The 13,901-nt window shown below is 74.7% G+C and carries 16 protein-coding genes; 10 read left to right on the forward strand and 6 right to left on the reverse strand.

Annotation, left to right across the window (positions count from 1 at the left end):
- Nucleotides 1–134: 134 nt before the first annotated feature.
- Together FHR36_RS29485 and FHR36_RS29490 are read left to right on the forward strand one after the other, a co-directional pair.
- Nucleotides 135–863: a TetR/AcrR family transcriptional regulator gene (locus tag FHR36_RS29485; protein WP_253802092.1), complete on the forward strand. Its 729-nt coding sequence runs from the start codon at nt 135–137 to the stop codon at nt 861–863.
- Nucleotides 857–1,336 carry a GNAT family N-acetyltransferase gene (locus FHR36_RS29490; protein WP_253802093.1) on the forward strand — a complete coding sequence of 160 codons (480 nt, stop codon included), beginning with the start codon at nt 857–859 and terminating at the stop codon, nt 1,334–1,336. The genes FHR36_RS29485 and FHR36_RS29490 overlap by 7 nt, the downstream gene beginning before the upstream one ends.
- A 13-nt stretch (nt 1,337–1,349) precedes the next feature.
- Here FHR36_RS29490 and FHR36_RS29495 read toward each other — a convergent pair whose 3' ends face one another.
- Nucleotides 1,350–1,946, reverse strand: coding sequence for a dihydrofolate reductase family protein (locus tag FHR36_RS29495; protein WP_253802095.1), 597 nt, complete (start codon nt 1,944–1,946; stop codon nt 1,350–1,352).
- A 125-nt stretch (nt 1,947–2,071) separates the two neighbouring features.
- Between FHR36_RS29495 and FHR36_RS29500 the strand changes: the two genes are divergently transcribed.
- Nucleotides 2,072–2,719: a class I SAM-dependent DNA methyltransferase gene (locus tag FHR36_RS29500; RefSeq protein ID WP_253802097.1), complete on the forward strand. Its 648-nt coding sequence runs from the start codon at nt 2,072–2,074 to the stop codon at nt 2,717–2,719.
- Between the two features lie 76 nt (nt 2,720–2,795).
- Nucleotides 2,796–3,404, forward strand: coding sequence for an HAD-IA family hydrolase (locus FHR36_RS29505; RefSeq protein WP_253802099.1), 609 nt, complete (start codon nt 2,796–2,798; stop codon nt 3,402–3,404).
- Between the two features lie 21 nt (nt 3,405–3,425).
- Here FHR36_RS29505 and FHR36_RS29510 read toward each other — a convergent pair whose 3' ends face one another.
- The 3 genes from FHR36_RS29510 to FHR36_RS29520 form a co-directional block, all read right to left on the reverse strand.
- Complete coding sequence (locus FHR36_RS29510) at nt 3,426–3,980, reverse strand: carboxymuconolactone decarboxylase family protein (protein WP_253802101.1); 555 nt, start codon at nt 3,978–3,980, stop codon at nt 3,426–3,428.
- A gap of 84 nt (nt 3,981–4,064) precedes the next feature.
- Nucleotides 4,065–4,277 carry a hypothetical protein gene (locus tag FHR36_RS29515; RefSeq protein WP_253802103.1) on the reverse strand — a complete coding sequence of 71 codons (213 nt, stop codon included), beginning with the start codon at nt 4,275–4,277 and terminating at the stop codon, nt 4,065–4,067.
- A 5-nt stretch (nt 4,278–4,282) separates the two neighbouring features.
- A complete protein-coding gene (locus FHR36_RS29520) occupies nt 4,283–7,471 on the reverse strand; it encodes a DEAD/DEAH box helicase (protein ID WP_253802105.1) in 3,189 nt (1,062 codons plus the stop codon).
- Nucleotides 7,472–7,642: 171 nt separating this feature from the next.
- Between FHR36_RS29520 and FHR36_RS29525 the strand changes: the two genes are divergently transcribed.
- The 4 genes from FHR36_RS29525 to dmpI all read left to right on the forward strand — a co-directional run bounded on the left by FHR36_RS29525 (nt 7,643) and on the right by dmpI (nt 10,217).
- Nucleotides 7,643–8,197, forward strand: a complete 555-nt coding sequence (locus tag FHR36_RS29525; RefSeq protein WP_253802107.1) for a DinB family protein — start codon at nt 7,643–7,645, stop codon at nt 8,195–8,197.
- 119 nt (nt 8,198–8,316) lie between these two features.
- Nucleotides 8,317–8,922, forward strand: a complete 606-nt coding sequence (locus FHR36_RS29530) for a YceI family protein (protein WP_253802109.1) — start codon at nt 8,317–8,319, stop codon at nt 8,920–8,922.
- 125 nt (nt 8,923–9,047) lie between these two features.
- On the forward strand, nt 9,048–9,947 hold the full coding sequence (locus FHR36_RS29535) for a LysR family transcriptional regulator (RefSeq protein WP_253802111.1): 900 nt from the start codon (nt 9,048–9,050) through the stop codon (nt 9,945–9,947).
- An 87-nt stretch (nt 9,948–10,034) separates the two neighbouring features.
- Nucleotides 10,035–10,217, forward strand: a complete 183-nt coding sequence (gene dmpI / locus FHR36_RS29540) for a 4-oxalocrotonate tautomerase DmpI (protein ID WP_253802113.1) — start codon at nt 10,035–10,037, stop codon at nt 10,215–10,217.
- 7 nt (nt 10,218–10,224) lie between these two features.
- Here the strand turns inward: dmpI and FHR36_RS29545 are convergent, their stop codons facing one another.
- Nucleotides 10,225–11,190 carry a LysR family transcriptional regulator gene (locus tag FHR36_RS29545; protein ID WP_253802115.1) on the reverse strand — a complete coding sequence of 322 codons (966 nt, stop codon included), beginning with the start codon at nt 11,188–11,190 and terminating at the stop codon, nt 10,225–10,227.
- A 105-nt stretch (nt 11,191–11,295) separates the two neighbouring features.
- Between FHR36_RS29545 and FHR36_RS29550 the strand changes: the two genes are divergently transcribed.
- The gene (locus FHR36_RS29550; RefSeq protein ID WP_253802117.1) at nt 11,296–12,558 is read left to right on the forward strand and encodes an MFS transporter; all 1,263 of its coding nucleotides are present in this window, start codon (nt 11,296–11,298) and stop codon (nt 12,556–12,558) included.
- Nucleotides 12,559–12,877: 319 nt separating this feature from the next.
- On the forward strand, nt 12,878–13,357 hold the full coding sequence (locus FHR36_RS29555) for a macro domain-containing protein (RefSeq protein WP_253802119.1): 480 nt from the start codon (nt 12,878–12,880) through the stop codon (nt 13,355–13,357).
- Here the strand turns inward: FHR36_RS29555 and FHR36_RS29560 are convergent.
- Nucleotides 13,338–13,868, reverse strand: a complete 531-nt coding sequence (locus tag FHR36_RS29560; RefSeq protein ID WP_253802121.1) for a GNAT family N-acetyltransferase — start codon at nt 13,866–13,868, stop codon at nt 13,338–13,340. The genes FHR36_RS29555 and FHR36_RS29560 overlap by 20 nt on opposite strands.
- Between the last annotated feature and the right edge of the window lie 33 nt (nt 13,869–13,901).

Raw genomic sequence — 13,901 nt, forward strand, 5'->3', positions numbered from 1 at the left:
GATGATCTGTGCGGCGCGCCGAAGCAAGAGGTGTACGGCGTACACCTTCAGGTCGGGACGCTATGGTGTACCGCGTACACCTGTCAAGGAAGGGCCGGTCCGCGAACGGTCGGCGCAGGAGGGATCGGACACGCATGGCCCAGGAGACGGGCGCCGCCCGCCGGACGCCGCTCAACCGGGAGCGGGTGCTGCGCGCCGCCGTGGACCTCGCCGACCGGGTCGGCATCGAGGCGCTCAGCATGCGCGGACTCGCCCAGGACCTGGGCGTGGTGCCGATGGCGCTCTACAAGCACGTGGCCAACAAGGAGCAGCTGCTCGACGGCATGGTCGACGTCCTCGTCGGGGAGATCGACCCGCCGGCCGACGGCCCGGACTGGAAGAGCGCGGTCCGCCGGCGGGTGCTGTCGGCGCGCCGGGCCCTGCTGGGCCACCCCTGGGCCTCCCGGGTCATCGAGACGCGCACCAGCCCGACGCCCGGCGTCCTCGCCTACCTGGACTCCGTCATCGGCATGTTCCGGGCCGGCGGCCTCTCGGCCGACCTGACCCACCACGCGATGCACGCACTGGGCAGCCGGATCTGGGGCTTCACGCAGGAGCTGTTCCCGGCCCCGCCGGCCACCGCCGCCGACACCTCCGACACCTCCGAACAGGCGGCTGCGCTGGCGGCCCTGGCGGCCCACTACCCGCACATCGCCGAGATCGCCGCCGGCCGGCCGCACGACGGCGATTCGGTGGTCGGCGCGGGGTGTGACGACGCGTTCGAGTTCGAGTTCGCCCTCGATCTGCTGCTGGACGGGGTCGAGCGGCTGCACCAGCGGGGATGGACCTCGGTGGACCGACCCCAGGAGGAGCGGACATGGTGAGGCTGGAGCGGCTCACGGCCGAGCACGCAACCGCCGTGCTGGCGTTCGAGCGGGCGAACCGGGCGTACTTCGCTGGCTTCGTCCCCGACCGCGGGGACGCCTGGTTCGCGGAGTTCGACACCAGGTACCGGATGCTGCTCGCCGAACAGGACGCCGGGATCTGCCACTTCCACGTGGTGCTCGACGCCGCCGGGGAGCTGGTCGGCCGGGTCAACCTGATCGACGCCGAGGACGGCTCCGCCGAGCTCGGCTACCGGATCGGCGAGCACGCGGCGGGCCGCGGGACCGCGACGGCGGCGGTGGCCGCGGTGTGCCGGCTCGCCGCCGAGGCGTACGGGCTCGCCGAACTCACCGCCGTCGCCTCGGTGGACAACCCAGCGTCCAGGACCGTGCTCGGACGCAACGGATTCACCGTCGTCGGCGGCGTCAGCGTGAACGGGCGCCCCGCCCTGCGCTACCGGCGGGCGCTGTAGGCCGAGCGGGCGGCTACCGGGCCGCCGCCGGGCGGTAGGTGGCGACGTGCACGCCGGTCTTGCTGACGACCGTGCCGGCCAGCTCCAGCGGACGCTTCACGCCGTCCGTCGGGAAGATGCTCTTGCCGCCGCCCAGCAGCACCGGCATGACCATCAGCCGCAGCTCGTCGACCAGGCCCTCGGCGATCAGCGTCCGGGCCAGCGACGGGCTGCCCATGACCAGCAGGTCGCCGCCCTCCTGCCCGTGCAGCTCGCGGAGTCGCGCGACCGCCTCGGCGCCCGCGATCCGGGTGGTGTTCTCCCAGGTCAGGTCGGTGTCGCCGAGCGTCCCGGTGACCACGTACTTGGGGATGGCGTTCATCCGGTCGGCGAACGGGTCACCCGCGCGGCCGGGCCAGGCGGCGGCCATGGTCTGCCAGGTGCGGCGTCCGAAGAGCAGCGCGTCCGCCGTGCGCAGCGCGTCGTCGAAGGCACCGCCCACGGTCTCGGGGTCGAAGAACGGGTGCGACCAGCCGCCGTGGGCGAACCCGCCGGCGGTGTCCTCCTCGGCCCCACCGGGAGCCTGCACGACGCCGTCCAGGCTGATGAACTCGCTGATCACGATCCGCATTGCTGGTCCTCTTCCGCACGTCCACGCAGGGCGCGGGCCGGTGCTCACGCCATCGAGGGGATCGTCGCACCAGCGGCTGACAATCCGTCACCCGACGGGCGGGAGATGGCCTAGGGTCCTGCCCCATGAGCGAAGCGAGGTATCTGCACGCCACCCGAACGGCCTACGACGCGGTCGCCGCCGACTACGCCCGGCTGCTGCGCGACGAGCTGGCGGCCAAGCCGCTGGACCGGGCGATGCTGGCGGCGTTCGCCGAGGTGGTCAGCGGGCCTGTCGCCGATCTGGGCTGCGGTCCCGGGCGGGTGACCGAGCACCTGCGCACTCTGGGCGTGGCCGCGTTCGGGGTGGACCTCTCCCCCGGGATGGTCGCGGTCGCCCGCACGACCTACCCCGACCTGCGCTTCGAGGTCGGCTCGATGACCGCCCTCGACCTGCCGGACGGCGGCCTCGGCGGGGCGGTCGCCTGGTACTCGACGGTCCACACGCCGCCGGAGGTGCTGCCGGCGGTCTTCACCGAGGTCCACCGGGTGCTGGCCCCCGGCGGCCGGCTGCTGCTCGCGTTCAAGGCCGGCGACCGGCTCCGGCACCTGGACCACGCGTACGGCCACGACCTCTCGCTGGACGTGTACTGGATGTCCCCCGACCGGGTCGCCGACCTGCTCGGCGAGGCCGGGCTGGTGGTCGACGCCCGGCTGGTCCGCGAACCCGACGAGCAGGAGCGCCCGCGCCAGGGCCCGCAGGCCTTCCTGCTCGCCCACAAGCCGCAGCGGTAGCCACTCCCAGCGCGAAGCCGCAGGTCAGGCAGCCGGTGGCAGGATGGCGCCACCACGACGGAGGACGGGAGAGGGCATGGGCGGGGAGACCTTCGAGGCGGTGCTGTGCGACCTGGACGGGGTGCTGCGACTGTGGGACCCGGACGGGATGACCGGCCTCGACCGGCAGTACGGGCTGCCGGAGGGCTCGCTGGCCGCCGCCGCGTTCCGCGCCGAGCGGCTGCTCCCGGCGGTGACCGGGGCGGTGACCGACGAGCAGTGGCGGTCCGCGGTGGCCGGCGATCTGGCCGAGCCGTGCGGGTCGGCCGGGCGCGCCGCGGAGCTGGTGGCCGCGTGGGGGCGGCAGGCGAACGAGGTGGACCACGAGGTGCTGGCCCTGCTGACCGCCGTACGGCGGCGGATGCCGGTGGTGCTGGTGTCGAACGCGACCACCCGGCTGGAGCGGGACCTCGCCGCGCTCGGCCTGGACACCGCCGTGGACGCCGTCGTGAACACCGCCCGGATCGGCGTCGCCAAGCCGGACGAGCGGGTCTACCGGATCGCGGCCGAGCGGGCGGGCGTCCCGCCGCAGCGGTGTCTGTTCGTCGACGACACCCCCGCCAACGTGGTGGCCGCCCGGGCCGTCGGCATGACCGGCCACCACTACCGCGACCCGGCCGGGCTGCGCGCCCTGCTGACCGGCTGACGCAGCTCCGCGCACGGGCGGTCAACGGGCCGGGACCGCGCAGGCGTCCGAGAAGCCCTGGCTGGTCAGCCCGAAGGCGCTGTTCATCCGGGAGCGGAAGTTCTCCAGCGCCACCACCGCGGTGAGTTCGACCACGGCCGGCTCGCCGAGCCGGTCGACCAGGGCGGCGAACGACTCGTCGTCGACGGCCGGTTCGGTCTCGCTCATCGCCTCGGCGTACGCCATCACCCGGCGTTCGAGTTCGGTGAAGGCGTCCGGGTGGTCGCGCCACTGCGGGACCTGGGCGACCTTGTCGAGCGGGAGGCCGAGCGGTCCGGCGGTCCACTGGCCGAAGTCCATGCACCAGGAGCAGTTGATCCTGGCCGCACTGGCCATCACGGCGAGGTGCTTGAGGGCCGGGTCGAGCCGGTTCCAGCGGGCCGCGCCGCGTTCCAGCTTGACGTAGGCGATCAGCACCCGGGAGTTGTGGCCGACGGCGAGGCCGGGGTCGAGGACCTTGCCGTAGGTGCGGCGGGAGTACCAGGCACCGATGCGGTTGAGCAGGGTCTGCGGCGGGGTGAGCGAGATGCGCGGCATGACCGTTCCTCCGGTCCGGTGGCGCCCGCCGTCCGGGCGCCGTCCGGGAAGGGGACGACGCAGCCCGGCGAAGTGTGACAGCGGTCAGTCGGCGCCGGTGAAGCGCCGGTACGCGGGGGCCAGGACGGCGGTCAGCTCGCGGCCGGCGACGGTAACGCCGGAGGGGCCGAGCTCGTCGGGGGCGGGGGCCGGCGGCTCCTCGGGGCGGTCCGCGAGCAGCGGGAGGCGCCCCTGCCAGAAGTCGTCGAGGCAGTCCTGGAGCGGACGGTCCGCAGGAGTGGTCATGGGTGCGGTCACGGCGGTCACTCCCCCATCGCGTCGGCGGACAGGGTGAGCAGCTCGCGCAGCCGCTCGGTGGGCAGTTCGGTGAGCCACTGCTCGCCGGGCGCGATCACGGCGTCGGCCACCGCCCGCTTGGCGTCCAGGAGTTCGGCGATCCGCTCCTCCACGGTGCCGACGCAGACCAGTCGGCGGACCTGCACCTCGCGGCGCTGGCCGATCCGGTGCGCCCGATCGGTGGCCTGGTCCTCAACCGCGGGGTTCCACCAACGGTCCAGGTGGATCACCTGGTTGGCGGCGCTGAGGTTGAGTCCGGTGCCGCCCGCCTTGAGCGAGAGCAGGAAGACCCGGGGGCCGTCGGCGGCCTGGAAGCGGGCCACCAGCTCGTCCCGGCGGGCCTTGGGCACGCCGCCGTGCAGGTACAGCACCTCCTCGCCGAGCCGGCCGCGCAGGTAGGGGTGGAGCAGCTCGCCGAACTCCGCGTACTGGGTGAAGACCAGCGTCCGGTCCCCCTCGTCGAGCGCCTCGCGCAGCAGCGCCTCCAGCCGCTCCACCTTGCCCGAGCGCTGCCCCAACGGCGAGCCGTCGTGCAGGAGTTGGGCGGGGTGGTTGCACACCTGCTTGAGCCGGCCGATGGCGGCCAGCACGGCGCCTCGGCGCTCGACGCCCCGGATGCCCCCCAGCCGCTGCAGCAGGTCGGCGACCACCGCCTGGTAGAGCCCGGCCTGTTCGGCGGTGAGGTTGCAGCGGACGGTGAACTCCTGCTTGGCGGGCAGGTCGTCGATGACGGCCGGGTCGGTCTTGGCGCGGCGGAGCACGAACGGCGCGGTGAGCCGGCGCAGCCGGGCGGCGACCTCGGTGTTGCCGGACTGCTCGATCGGGACGGCGAAGCGCTCCTTGAACGACTCGGGGCTGCCGAACAGGCCGGGGTTGGCGAAGTCGAGGACGGCGTGCAGCTCGGCCAGCCGGTTCTCCACCGGGGTGCCGGTGAGCGCGATCCGCGGGCCCGAGCGCAGCGAGCGGACCGCCCGGGACTGGCGGGCGCCATGGTTCTTGATGTGCTGGGCCTCGTCGGCGACGATCCGGCGCCAGCGGATCCGGCGCAGCTGGGCCACATCCCGCTGGACCAGGCCGTAGGTGGTGATCACCAGGTCGGCGGCGGGGTCGGGCGCGGTCCGGTCGGCGCCGTGGTGGACCTGGACCCGCAGTCCCGGCGCGAAGCGCTCCGCCTCGCGCTGCCAGTTGCCGACCAGGGACATCGGACAGACCAGCAGCACCGGCCCGCTCGCGCCGCGCGACTTCTCCAGGGCGAGCAGGGCGAGGGTCTGGACGGTCTTGCCGAGTCCCATGTCGTCGGCGAGGACGGCGCCGAGGCCGAGCCGGCCGAGCGCGTCCAGCCAGGCGAGTCCGCGCTGCTGGTACGGGCGGAGAGTGCCGGTGAAGTCCCTGGGCGGCTCGGGGCGGTCGGGGGCGGTCCCGGTACGGCCGGCGAGCAGGTCGCCGAGCGGGCCGTCGGCGTGGACGGCGGTGACCAGGAAGCCGTCCACCGAGACCGAGTCGTCGAGGGCGAGGCGGAGCAGGTCGGCCGGCCCGAGGTCGGCGCTGCCCCGGCGGGCGAGGAAGCGGACGGCGGCGGCGATCTGCTCGGCGTCCACCTCGACCCACCGGCCGCGCAGCCGGACCAGGCCCTGCTGGGCGCCCGCGAGGTCGTCCAGCTCCTGCCGGGTGAGGGTCAGCTCGCCGAGCGAGACCTGCCAGTCGAACGCCAGCACGGCGTCCCGGTCCACCTGGGCGGTGCGCTTCACCGCACCGGGCGCGGGGACGGTACGGGCGGTCAGCGCGAGGCCGAGCCGGGGGCGGCGCTGCCACCAGGCGGGCAGCAGGACGCCGAAGCCGGCGGCGGCGAGCGCGGGCGCGGCCTCGCGGAGGAAGGCGAGGGCGCCGGCGCGGTCCAGGTCGAGGCCGCTGGGGCGGGTGCGGTGCAGGGCGACGCGGAGTTCCGGGCGCAGCCGGGTGGCGCGGTCGAGCTCGGCGAGGAAGGCCTCGGTGGGATCCGTGCGGTCGGCGGGGTCGGTGGGCGGGCCGGTGACGGCGTGGGCGAGCGCGTCGCGGCCGGGGCCGCCGGTCCACAGCTCTGCGGCGGGCACCACCAGCGAGGGCCGGTCGGCCGCGCGGACCAGCAGGTCGAGCCGCCACACCTCGGCGGGCGCCGTGCCCTCGGGGTCGTCGGCGGCGGCCCCGAGCGGCTCGGACAGCCGGAAGTCCAGCCGTACCGGTCCCGGCTCCGGCCGGCTCGCCCGCCACCCCGCCAGCCGCTCGGCCACCCCTTCCGGCGGCGGCTCGGCCAGCCGCCCGTCGGCGCCGGACAGCGCGGCGGACCAGTCGGCGCCGGACGACGCGGCGGCTCGTCGGGCGGTCGAGGAGGGCGGTGGTGATGCGGACGTGCCGGCGGGCTCGGTCGGCCGCGCGGGAGCGTCCAGGTCGGCCGGGGCGGCGAGGGCGGTGCGCGCCTCGCGGTCGACGAGCGTGGTCAGGACGCGGTCCAGCAGCCGGGCGCCGGTGGGTTCGGCGGGGCCGTACTCGGCGCGACAGACCGGCGGGCAGCCGGCGGCCAGGGCGGCGGCCTCGGTGCGGGCGGGGCCGTCGAGGGCGGGTTGCCAGCGGGCGTACCAGGTGTCGCCCTCCTGCTCGAGGGCGGGCAGCAGGCGGCCGCGCCCGACCAGCCGCCAGGCGAGGTCGTGGACGGCGGTCAGCCAGCGCAGCGAGGCGCCGTACGCGATCTCGGTGCTGGTGCCGTCGGGGAGTTCGGCGGTGGCGCCGGGCCAGTGCGGGTCGTGGAGGGCGCCGAGGAGCTGGGCGGCCTCGGCGGGCTCGAAGAGCAGGCCGGGGACCCGCCAGGGGTCGAGGGTGCGGCCCCGGGCGGTGGCGCCGATCGGGAGGTCGGGCGAGGGGGTGGGGCGGGCGCCGAGGGTGGGCAGGCGCAGGCCGGTCCAGCGTTCGGCGCCCTGGTCGGCGAGCCAGCCGAGGGCGGGGCCGATGCCGGCCAGCAGCCGGGCCACGTCGGCGGCGGAGCAGGCGTAGGGGTGCGCCGTGGCACCGTGGCCGCCCGCGCCTGTCGCGCCGCGCTCGGGCCGGTCGTGGAAGGCGGCGGCGTCCTCGGCCCAGAGCGCGAGGCGGTCGTCGGCCCGCCAGAGCGCGTGCAGGGCGTACATCCGGCGGCCTCCGGTCGAGCGGTGGCGGGGCGGTCGTTCCACCCCGGTGCGATTCACCCTAGCGGGGCGGGATAGCGGACCGGATCTGTCCTCATTCGCCGATAGCGTCGGTATCACCGAGCCGGAGACCCGGGGCCGAGAGGGCCGCGGCGACGACGAGAGGACTTCCCCATGCCTTCCCTGGTGAACGCGGAGATCGACGAGCGCGACGCCCTGCTGAACTTCCTGGCGGCCCAGCGGGGCGGTCTGCGGCGGGCGGTCCTGGGGCTGACCGAGGAGCAGGCGGCGAGCACGCCGACGGTCAGCAGCCTCTCGCTGACCGTGCTGATCAAGCACGCGGCCCGCTGCGAGCGGCACTGGATCGTGGAGAACCTGATGCAGCGGCCGGTCGAGGAGCCCACCACGGCGGAGCGCTGGGCGGACGAGTACCGCCTGGTGGACGGCGACACCCTGGCCGGCTGGCTGGCGGTGTACGAGCAGGTGGCGGCCGAGACCGAGAAGATCGTCCGGGCGCTGCCGAGCCTGGAGGTGGACTTCGCGCTGCCCGCGGCGCCGTGGTTCCCGCCGAACAGCCGGCGCACCGCGCGCTGGACGCTGATGCACCTGGTCGAGGAGACCGCCCGGCACGCGGGGCACGCGGACATCATCCGGGAGACCCTCGACGGCAAGGTCGCCTTCCAGCTGCTGGCCGAGGAGCAGGGTCGCCCGTGGGGGCCGACCGAGTGAATCCGGGGGCGTTCGGAAACTTCCTCGCGCGGCATGGTTGAAATTTGAACCAGACGGGGTTACGGTGGAGCCAACAAGTTGAAGCCTAAACAAATGGCTTCAGTCCCGAAGGAGGAGCCATGGGCATCTTCAACCGCACCACCAAGTCCACCGCCCCCGTCGCCGTCGCCACCGCCGGCCCCGACCTGTCGCACCTGACCGGCGCGTACGCCATCGACCCGGCGCACAGCAAGATCGGCTTCGCGGTGCGCCACGCGATGGTCACCAACGTCCGCGGCGAGTTCACCGAGTACGACGGCAAGCTCTTCCTGGACGGCGCCAACCCGGCCGCCTCCACCGCCGAGCTCACCATCAAGGTCGCCTCGATCGACACCAGCCAGGCCCAGCGCGACGAGCACCTGCGCAACAGCGACTTCTTCGAGGCCGACACCTACCCGGAGATCACCTTCCGCTCCACCTCCGCCGAGCGGATCGACGGCGACACGTACCGGATGCACGGTGACCTGACCATCAAGGGCACCACCCGTCCGATCACCCTCGACCTGGAGTTCACCGGCTCCGCCACCGACGTGTACGGCGCCGACCGGGTCGGCTTCGAGGGCGGCACCACGGTCGACCGCACCAGCTGGGGCCTGACCTACAACGCCGCGCTGGAGACCGGTGGCGTGCTGATCGGCGAGAAGGTGAAGCTGTCGCTCGACATCTCCGCCGTCAAGGCCGCCTGACCCGCACCCGCACACCACCCGGGTGACCGCACCCGCACCACCCGAGTCCGGTACCGCCCCCGCCCCACGGCGGGGGCGCCGCCGTACGCTCCCCCGAGAGCCGAACCGATCGGGGGGAACACCGCATGGAACTGCGGCAGCTGCGCTGCTTCGTCACCGTCGCCGAGGAACTGCACTTCGGCCGCGCCGCCGAGCGGCTGCTGCTCGGCCAGCCCGCCGTGAGCCAGCAGGTCCGGCGGCTGGAACGCGAGCTGAAGACCGAACTCTTCGACCGCTCCCCGCGACACGTCCGGCTCACCCCCGCCGGCGAGCGCTTCCTGCCCGCCGCCCGCCGCGTACTCGCCGCCGAGGACGCCGCCCGCGCCGTCGCCGCCGACCTCGCCGCCACCACCGACTTCCGGCTCGGCACCATCACCGGCCTCGGCGACCGGCTCGACCGGATCCTCGACACCTTCCAGCAGCGCACCCCCGCCGTCCGGGTCGAACTGCACGCCCTCCCCGTCCGGGAGCGGCTCGCCGAACTCGCCGACGGCCGCCTCGACGCCGCCTTCGTCCGCGGCGCGATCCCCGAGGACAGCGCCGAGCTGCGCTTCGTCCCGGTCTGGGACGAGCAGCTGGTGGTCGCCCTGCCCGCCCGGCACCCGCTCGCCGAACAGCCCGGGATCGACCTCGCCGACCTCGCCGACCTCCCGCTCCGCCTGGTCGCCCGGCGCGAACACCCCGCCCTGGTCGACCTGGTGCTCGGCGCCTGCCGCCGGGCCGGCTTCACCCCGGTCCCCGGCCCCGCCTCCAGCACCCTCCAGGACACCCTGGCCGCCATCGGCGCCGGCACCCCCATGTGGACCGTGGTGTACGCCGCCAACGCGCGCCGGACCAGCCACCCGCGGATCGTCTTCCGCCCCCTGCGGGCACCGGGCCTCGCCCTCCCCACCGCGCTGGCCGTCCGGCGCACCGGACCGCTGCAGCGCCTGCTCCTCGCCGCCTGCCGGAACGCTGGCGTGAGCTGCGACGATCAGGATCGGTGATCGCAGCGAGAGCGGATCGCGTCTGGTTCGCGACGGTCGGACGGGATGAACTGTTCCCCGTCAGCACAACCGAGTTGAGGAGCAGAAATGCCCATCGTCACCGTGCAGCAGGGCCCCCGCAGCGTCGAGCTGAAGCGCGAGCTGGTCCAGCGGATCACCGACGCCTTCGTGGACACCCTGCAGCTGCCCGCCGAGACCGTCCAGGTGTGGATCCAGGAGGTTCCGGCCGACAGCTGGGGCGTCGCCGGGAAGCTGGTCGCCGACAAGTAGGCACCGCTCAACGTGCGAGGAGTGCGGCGTCCTCCGGAGGCAGCCAGCTGCCCGGCGGGCGCCGCAACCAGCCTTCCGCCGCGGCGAGTTCGGCAGCCGCGGCGCGCAGCGCGGCAAGCCCGGGATGGCGCAGGTCCGGGCGGTGCACCAGCCCGACCAGGGCGAGCGGCACCGGATCGACCAGCGGCCGGGTCACCGCCCCGGCGATCTCCGGACCGCCGGTCGTCGTCAGCACCGGGTTGCCGTGCCGGGCCACGTAGCGCGCGAACTCGCCGAGGCCGATCGCCGGCAGGTACGGCTCGGCGGCCGCCAGGCCGTGGTCGTGCAGCAGCCGTCGGCCGAGGTCGGCCCACTCGGTGGTCGCCGGGTTGCCGATGCACACGTCCACCGGATGGCCGCGCAGCGCTGCCAGCGGCACCTCGGCGAGCGGCGCCAGCGGATGGTCCGCCGGCAGGACGACCGCCATCCGCTCCAGGCGGACCGGACGGTGCGCCAGTTGGGCCCGTACCGGCTCGGGCAGGCCGGCGAAGCGGCCGAACGAGACGTCGAGCCGGTGCGCCACCAACTCACGGGCCGCGGCCGCCAGTCCGCCGTGGAAGCGGGCCAGCAGCTCGCTCTCCGGACGGCTGCGGCGGGCCGCGTCCAGGATCCGGTCGGCGGTCAGGTCCTCCCCCGCCAGCTCGCTGTTCAGGTCCACCAGCAGCGGCCGGTCCTCGGTCGCGCCGAGGATCTCGTCGTACAGGGCCAGCAGCCGGCGCGCCTTCGGCAGCAACCGCTGCCCGGCCGGGGTGAGTTCGACACTGCGGGTGGACCGGAGGAACAGCGCCCCGCCGAGGGCGCGCTCCAGCGCCCGCACGTCACGGCTCAGGGCCTGCTGGGCCACGTGCAGCTGGCTCGCCGCGCGGCCGAAGTGCAGCGTCTCCGCGACCGCGACGAAGCCGCGCAGCAGGCGGGGGTGCAGGTCATGGGGCATGCCGCAGAGATTAACAACAGAACTGCGTCAATGGTGCGGGACAGGTGTTGGACGGATCGCGGCAGGCGCCACGAGGCTGGTGGAGCCAACGATCCCAGGAGTTCCGTGTCCGCCTCGCTCGCCCCGCTCGCCCCTCTCGCCTCGTACCGCCGTGTCTTCTCCGCCCCCGGCAGCCTGCTCTTCACCGCCGCCGGACTGCTCGCCCGCCTCTCCTTCGCCATGAACGGCGTCTCCACCGTCGTCCTGATCGCCGACCGGCGCGGCTCCTACGCCCTGGCCGGCGCGGTCTCCGCCACGGGCGTCGTCACCGCCGCCGTCCTGATGCCGCTCATCGGCCGGCTCGTCGACCGCCACGGACAGGCCCGGGTCGCCGTGCCCTCCGTACTCACCTCGGTGGTGCCGCTGGTCGGACTGCTGCTGTGCGTACGGCTCGGCGCGCCGGCGTGGACGCTCTTCCTGTGCTGGGCCGCCTCGGCGACCGCGCCCAACGTCGGCGGCATGGCCCGCGCCCGCTGGGCTCACCTCCACCGCGACGACGACGCCACCCGGCACCGGGCCAACTCGCTGGAACAGGCTCTCGACGAACTCTGCTTCATGACCGGGCCGGTCCTCGCCATGGCCCTGTGCACCGGGCTCTTCCCCGAAGCCGGGCTGATGGCCGGCGGGGCGCTGTCCACGGTCGGCGTGCTGCTGTTCGCCGCGCAGCGCCGCACCGAACCGCCGCTCGCCGCGCCGGCCGCCACGGCGGACTCGGGGAACACGGGCGCGCTCGGAGTGCTGCGGGTCGGCGGGATGCCGGCGATGCTGCTCGCCTTCCTTGCCGTCGGACTGCTCTTCGGCTCCCTGGAGGTCACCACCCTCGCGTACGCCGACTCACTCGGCCGGCAGTCGGCCGCCGGCGTGCTGCTCGGACTGGTCGCGGCCGGGTCGGCGGTGTCCGGGCTGGTGTTCGGCATGGTGCGGGTCCGGCGCTCCGCCGTGCAGCGGCTGGTCGGCGGGATCGCGGTGATGACGCTGCTGATGGCCGCGCCGCTCGCCGCGGCGGCCTCCGGCGGCGGGCTCGGCGTCCTCGGGGCGGCGCTGCTGGTGGCGGGGTGCGGGACGGCTCCCACGATGGTCAGCGCGATGACGCTGGTCCAGGACCTGCTCCCGGCTGGCCGCATCAACGAGGGCATGTCGCTCGCCGTCGCCTGCATCCTGGTCGGCATTTCGACGGGGTCGACGGTAGGCGGTGCGATCGCCCAGCACGCGGCGCCCGGCACCGGCTACACCGTCCCGGTGGCCGCCGCCCTGCTCGCCCTCGCCGCAGCCCTGGCCGTCCGCGCCGCCGTCTCCCCCCGCCGCGAAGCGGCCGGGCGCCTCGGCTGAGGCGGGCTCCGGCCCAGCCTCGGCCAGGCGCGCCGCTGCGCGCACCCCTGGGGCTCGCCCAACCTGCGGACAGCACGTGCAACCGGCCGAGCCGCAATCGAGTGCACGCCCCACCCTCCCGTCCCGCGCAGTTCCCCGCGCCCCCCGGGGGCTCGCCCTACCTGCGGACAGCACGTGCAACTGACCGAGCCGCAGTCGAGTGCACGCCCGGCCCTTCCGTCCCGCGCAGTTCCCCGCGCCCCTGCGGGTGCGCCCCAACTGTGAAGGGGGTTGGTTCCGACCTGGATGGTCTGTCGGTGGGGCCTGTCAGCATGGCGGGATGGGTGGTCGGGTGGAGTACGTGCGAGGGGATGCGACGGCGCCGCAGGGGAAGGGCGTGAAGATCGTCGCGCATGTGTGCAACGACCTCGGGGGGTGGGGCAAGGGCTTCGTGGTGGCGGTGTCCCGGCGGTGGTCGGAGCCGGAGGCGGCGTACCGGCGGTGGCATCGGGAGCGGGCGGGCAACGACTTCGGGCTCGGGGCGGTCCAACTGGTGCAGGTCGAGCAGTACGTCTGGGTGGCGAACATGATCGGCCAGCGCGGGATGCGTACGGCCCGGTCGACCGGGGTGCCGGTGCGGTACGAGGCGATCGACACGGCGCTGGCGACCCTCGGGGATCATGCGCTGCGACTGGGCGCCTCGGTGCACATGCCGCGGATCGGCTGCGGGCTGGCGGGTGGCCGGTGGGAGCGGGTGGAGCCGCTGGTAGTGGCGCGGCTCGCGGAGCGTTCGGTGGCGGTCACGGTGTACGACCACTGATCGGGGCCGGCCAGGTGTACTCGTATTCGGGGAGCCGGTGCCCGCCGGGGAAGTCGCAGAGGCGTTCGGCGGTCCGGGTGCCGCCCTCGCGTTCGTAGAAGGCGACGGCGCGGGTGTTGGCGCGGAGCACCTCGAGGCGGAGCGGGCCCGGGGTGCGGTCGAGGGCGGCGCGGAGGAGGCGGCGGCCGATGCCGGCGCCGGTGCGGCCGGGGCGGACGTGGAGGTTGTCGAGCAGGACGCGGCCGTCGGGTTCGGGGACGAGGTAGGCGAAGCCGGCGGCGGTGCCGTCGGCTTCTTCGGCGATGAGCAGGGTGGGCTGCATCTCGGCGGGGCCGTAGTCGGCGGTGAGGCGGATGTCCCACAGGACGGCCCGCTCCTCGGCGAGGCCGTCGCCGAGGGCGTCGGCCGGGACGAAGTCGGCGTAGGCGGTACGCCAGCTCTCGGCGTGGAGCGCGGCGACGGTGGCGGCGTCGGCGGGGCCGCCGGTTCGGACGGTGATCGTCTGGCTCATGTGACGAGCCTCCCACACCCCTCACTTGAACAC

It is taken from the genome of Kitasatospora cinereorecta, from assembly GCF_024172095.1.
Lineage (GTDB): Bacteria > Actinomycetota > Actinomycetes > Streptomycetales > Streptomycetaceae > Kitasatospora > Kitasatospora cinereorecta.

Coding starts and splice junctions, on each gene's coding strand:
- FHR36_RS29490 (WP_253802093.1), top strand. CDS start 857: ATGGTGAGGCTGGAGCGGCTCACGGCCGAGCACGCAACCGCCGTGCTG.
- FHR36_RS29545 (WP_253802115.1), bottom strand. CDS start 11,190: ATGCCCCATGACCTGCACCCCCGCCTGCTGCGCGGCTTCGTCGCGGTC.
- FHR36_RS29530 (WP_253802109.1), top strand. CDS start 8,317: ATGGGCATCTTCAACCGCACCACCAAGTCCACCGCCCCCGTCGCCGTC.
- FHR36_RS29555 (WP_253802119.1), top strand. CDS start 12,878: ATGGGTGGTCGGGTGGAGTACGTGCGAGGGGATGCGACGGCGCCGCAG.
- FHR36_RS29485 (WP_253802092.1), top strand. CDS start 135: ATGGCCCAGGAGACGGGCGCCGCCCGCCGGACGCCGCTCAACCGGGAG.
- FHR36_RS29500 (WP_253802097.1), top strand. CDS start 2,072: ATGAGCGAAGCGAGGTATCTGCACGCCACCCGAACGGCCTACGACGCG.
- FHR36_RS29495 (WP_253802095.1), bottom strand. CDS start 1,946: ATGCGGATCGTGATCAGCGAGTTCATCAGCCTGGACGGCGTCGTGCAG.
- FHR36_RS29535 (WP_253802111.1), top strand. CDS start 9,048: ATGGAACTGCGGCAGCTGCGCTGCTTCGTCACCGTCGCCGAGGAACTG.
- FHR36_RS29505 (WP_253802099.1), top strand. CDS start 2,796: ATGGGCGGGGAGACCTTCGAGGCGGTGCTGTGCGACCTGGACGGGGTG.
- dmpI (WP_253802113.1), top strand. CDS start 10,035: ATGCCCATCGTCACCGTGCAGCAGGGCCCCCGCAGCGTCGAGCTGAAG.
- FHR36_RS29510 (WP_253802101.1), bottom strand. CDS start 3,980: ATGCCGCGCATCTCGCTCACCCCGCCGCAGACCCTGCTCAACCGCATC.
- FHR36_RS29525 (WP_253802107.1), top strand. CDS start 7,643: ATGCCTTCCCTGGTGAACGCGGAGATCGACGAGCGCGACGCCCTGCTG.
- FHR36_RS29560 (WP_253802121.1), bottom strand. CDS start 13,868: ATGAGCCAGACGATCACCGTCCGAACCGGCGGCCCCGCCGACGCCGCC.
- FHR36_RS29520 (WP_253802105.1), bottom strand. CDS start 7,471: ATGTACGCCCTGCACGCGCTCTGGCGGGCCGACGACCGCCTCGCGCTC.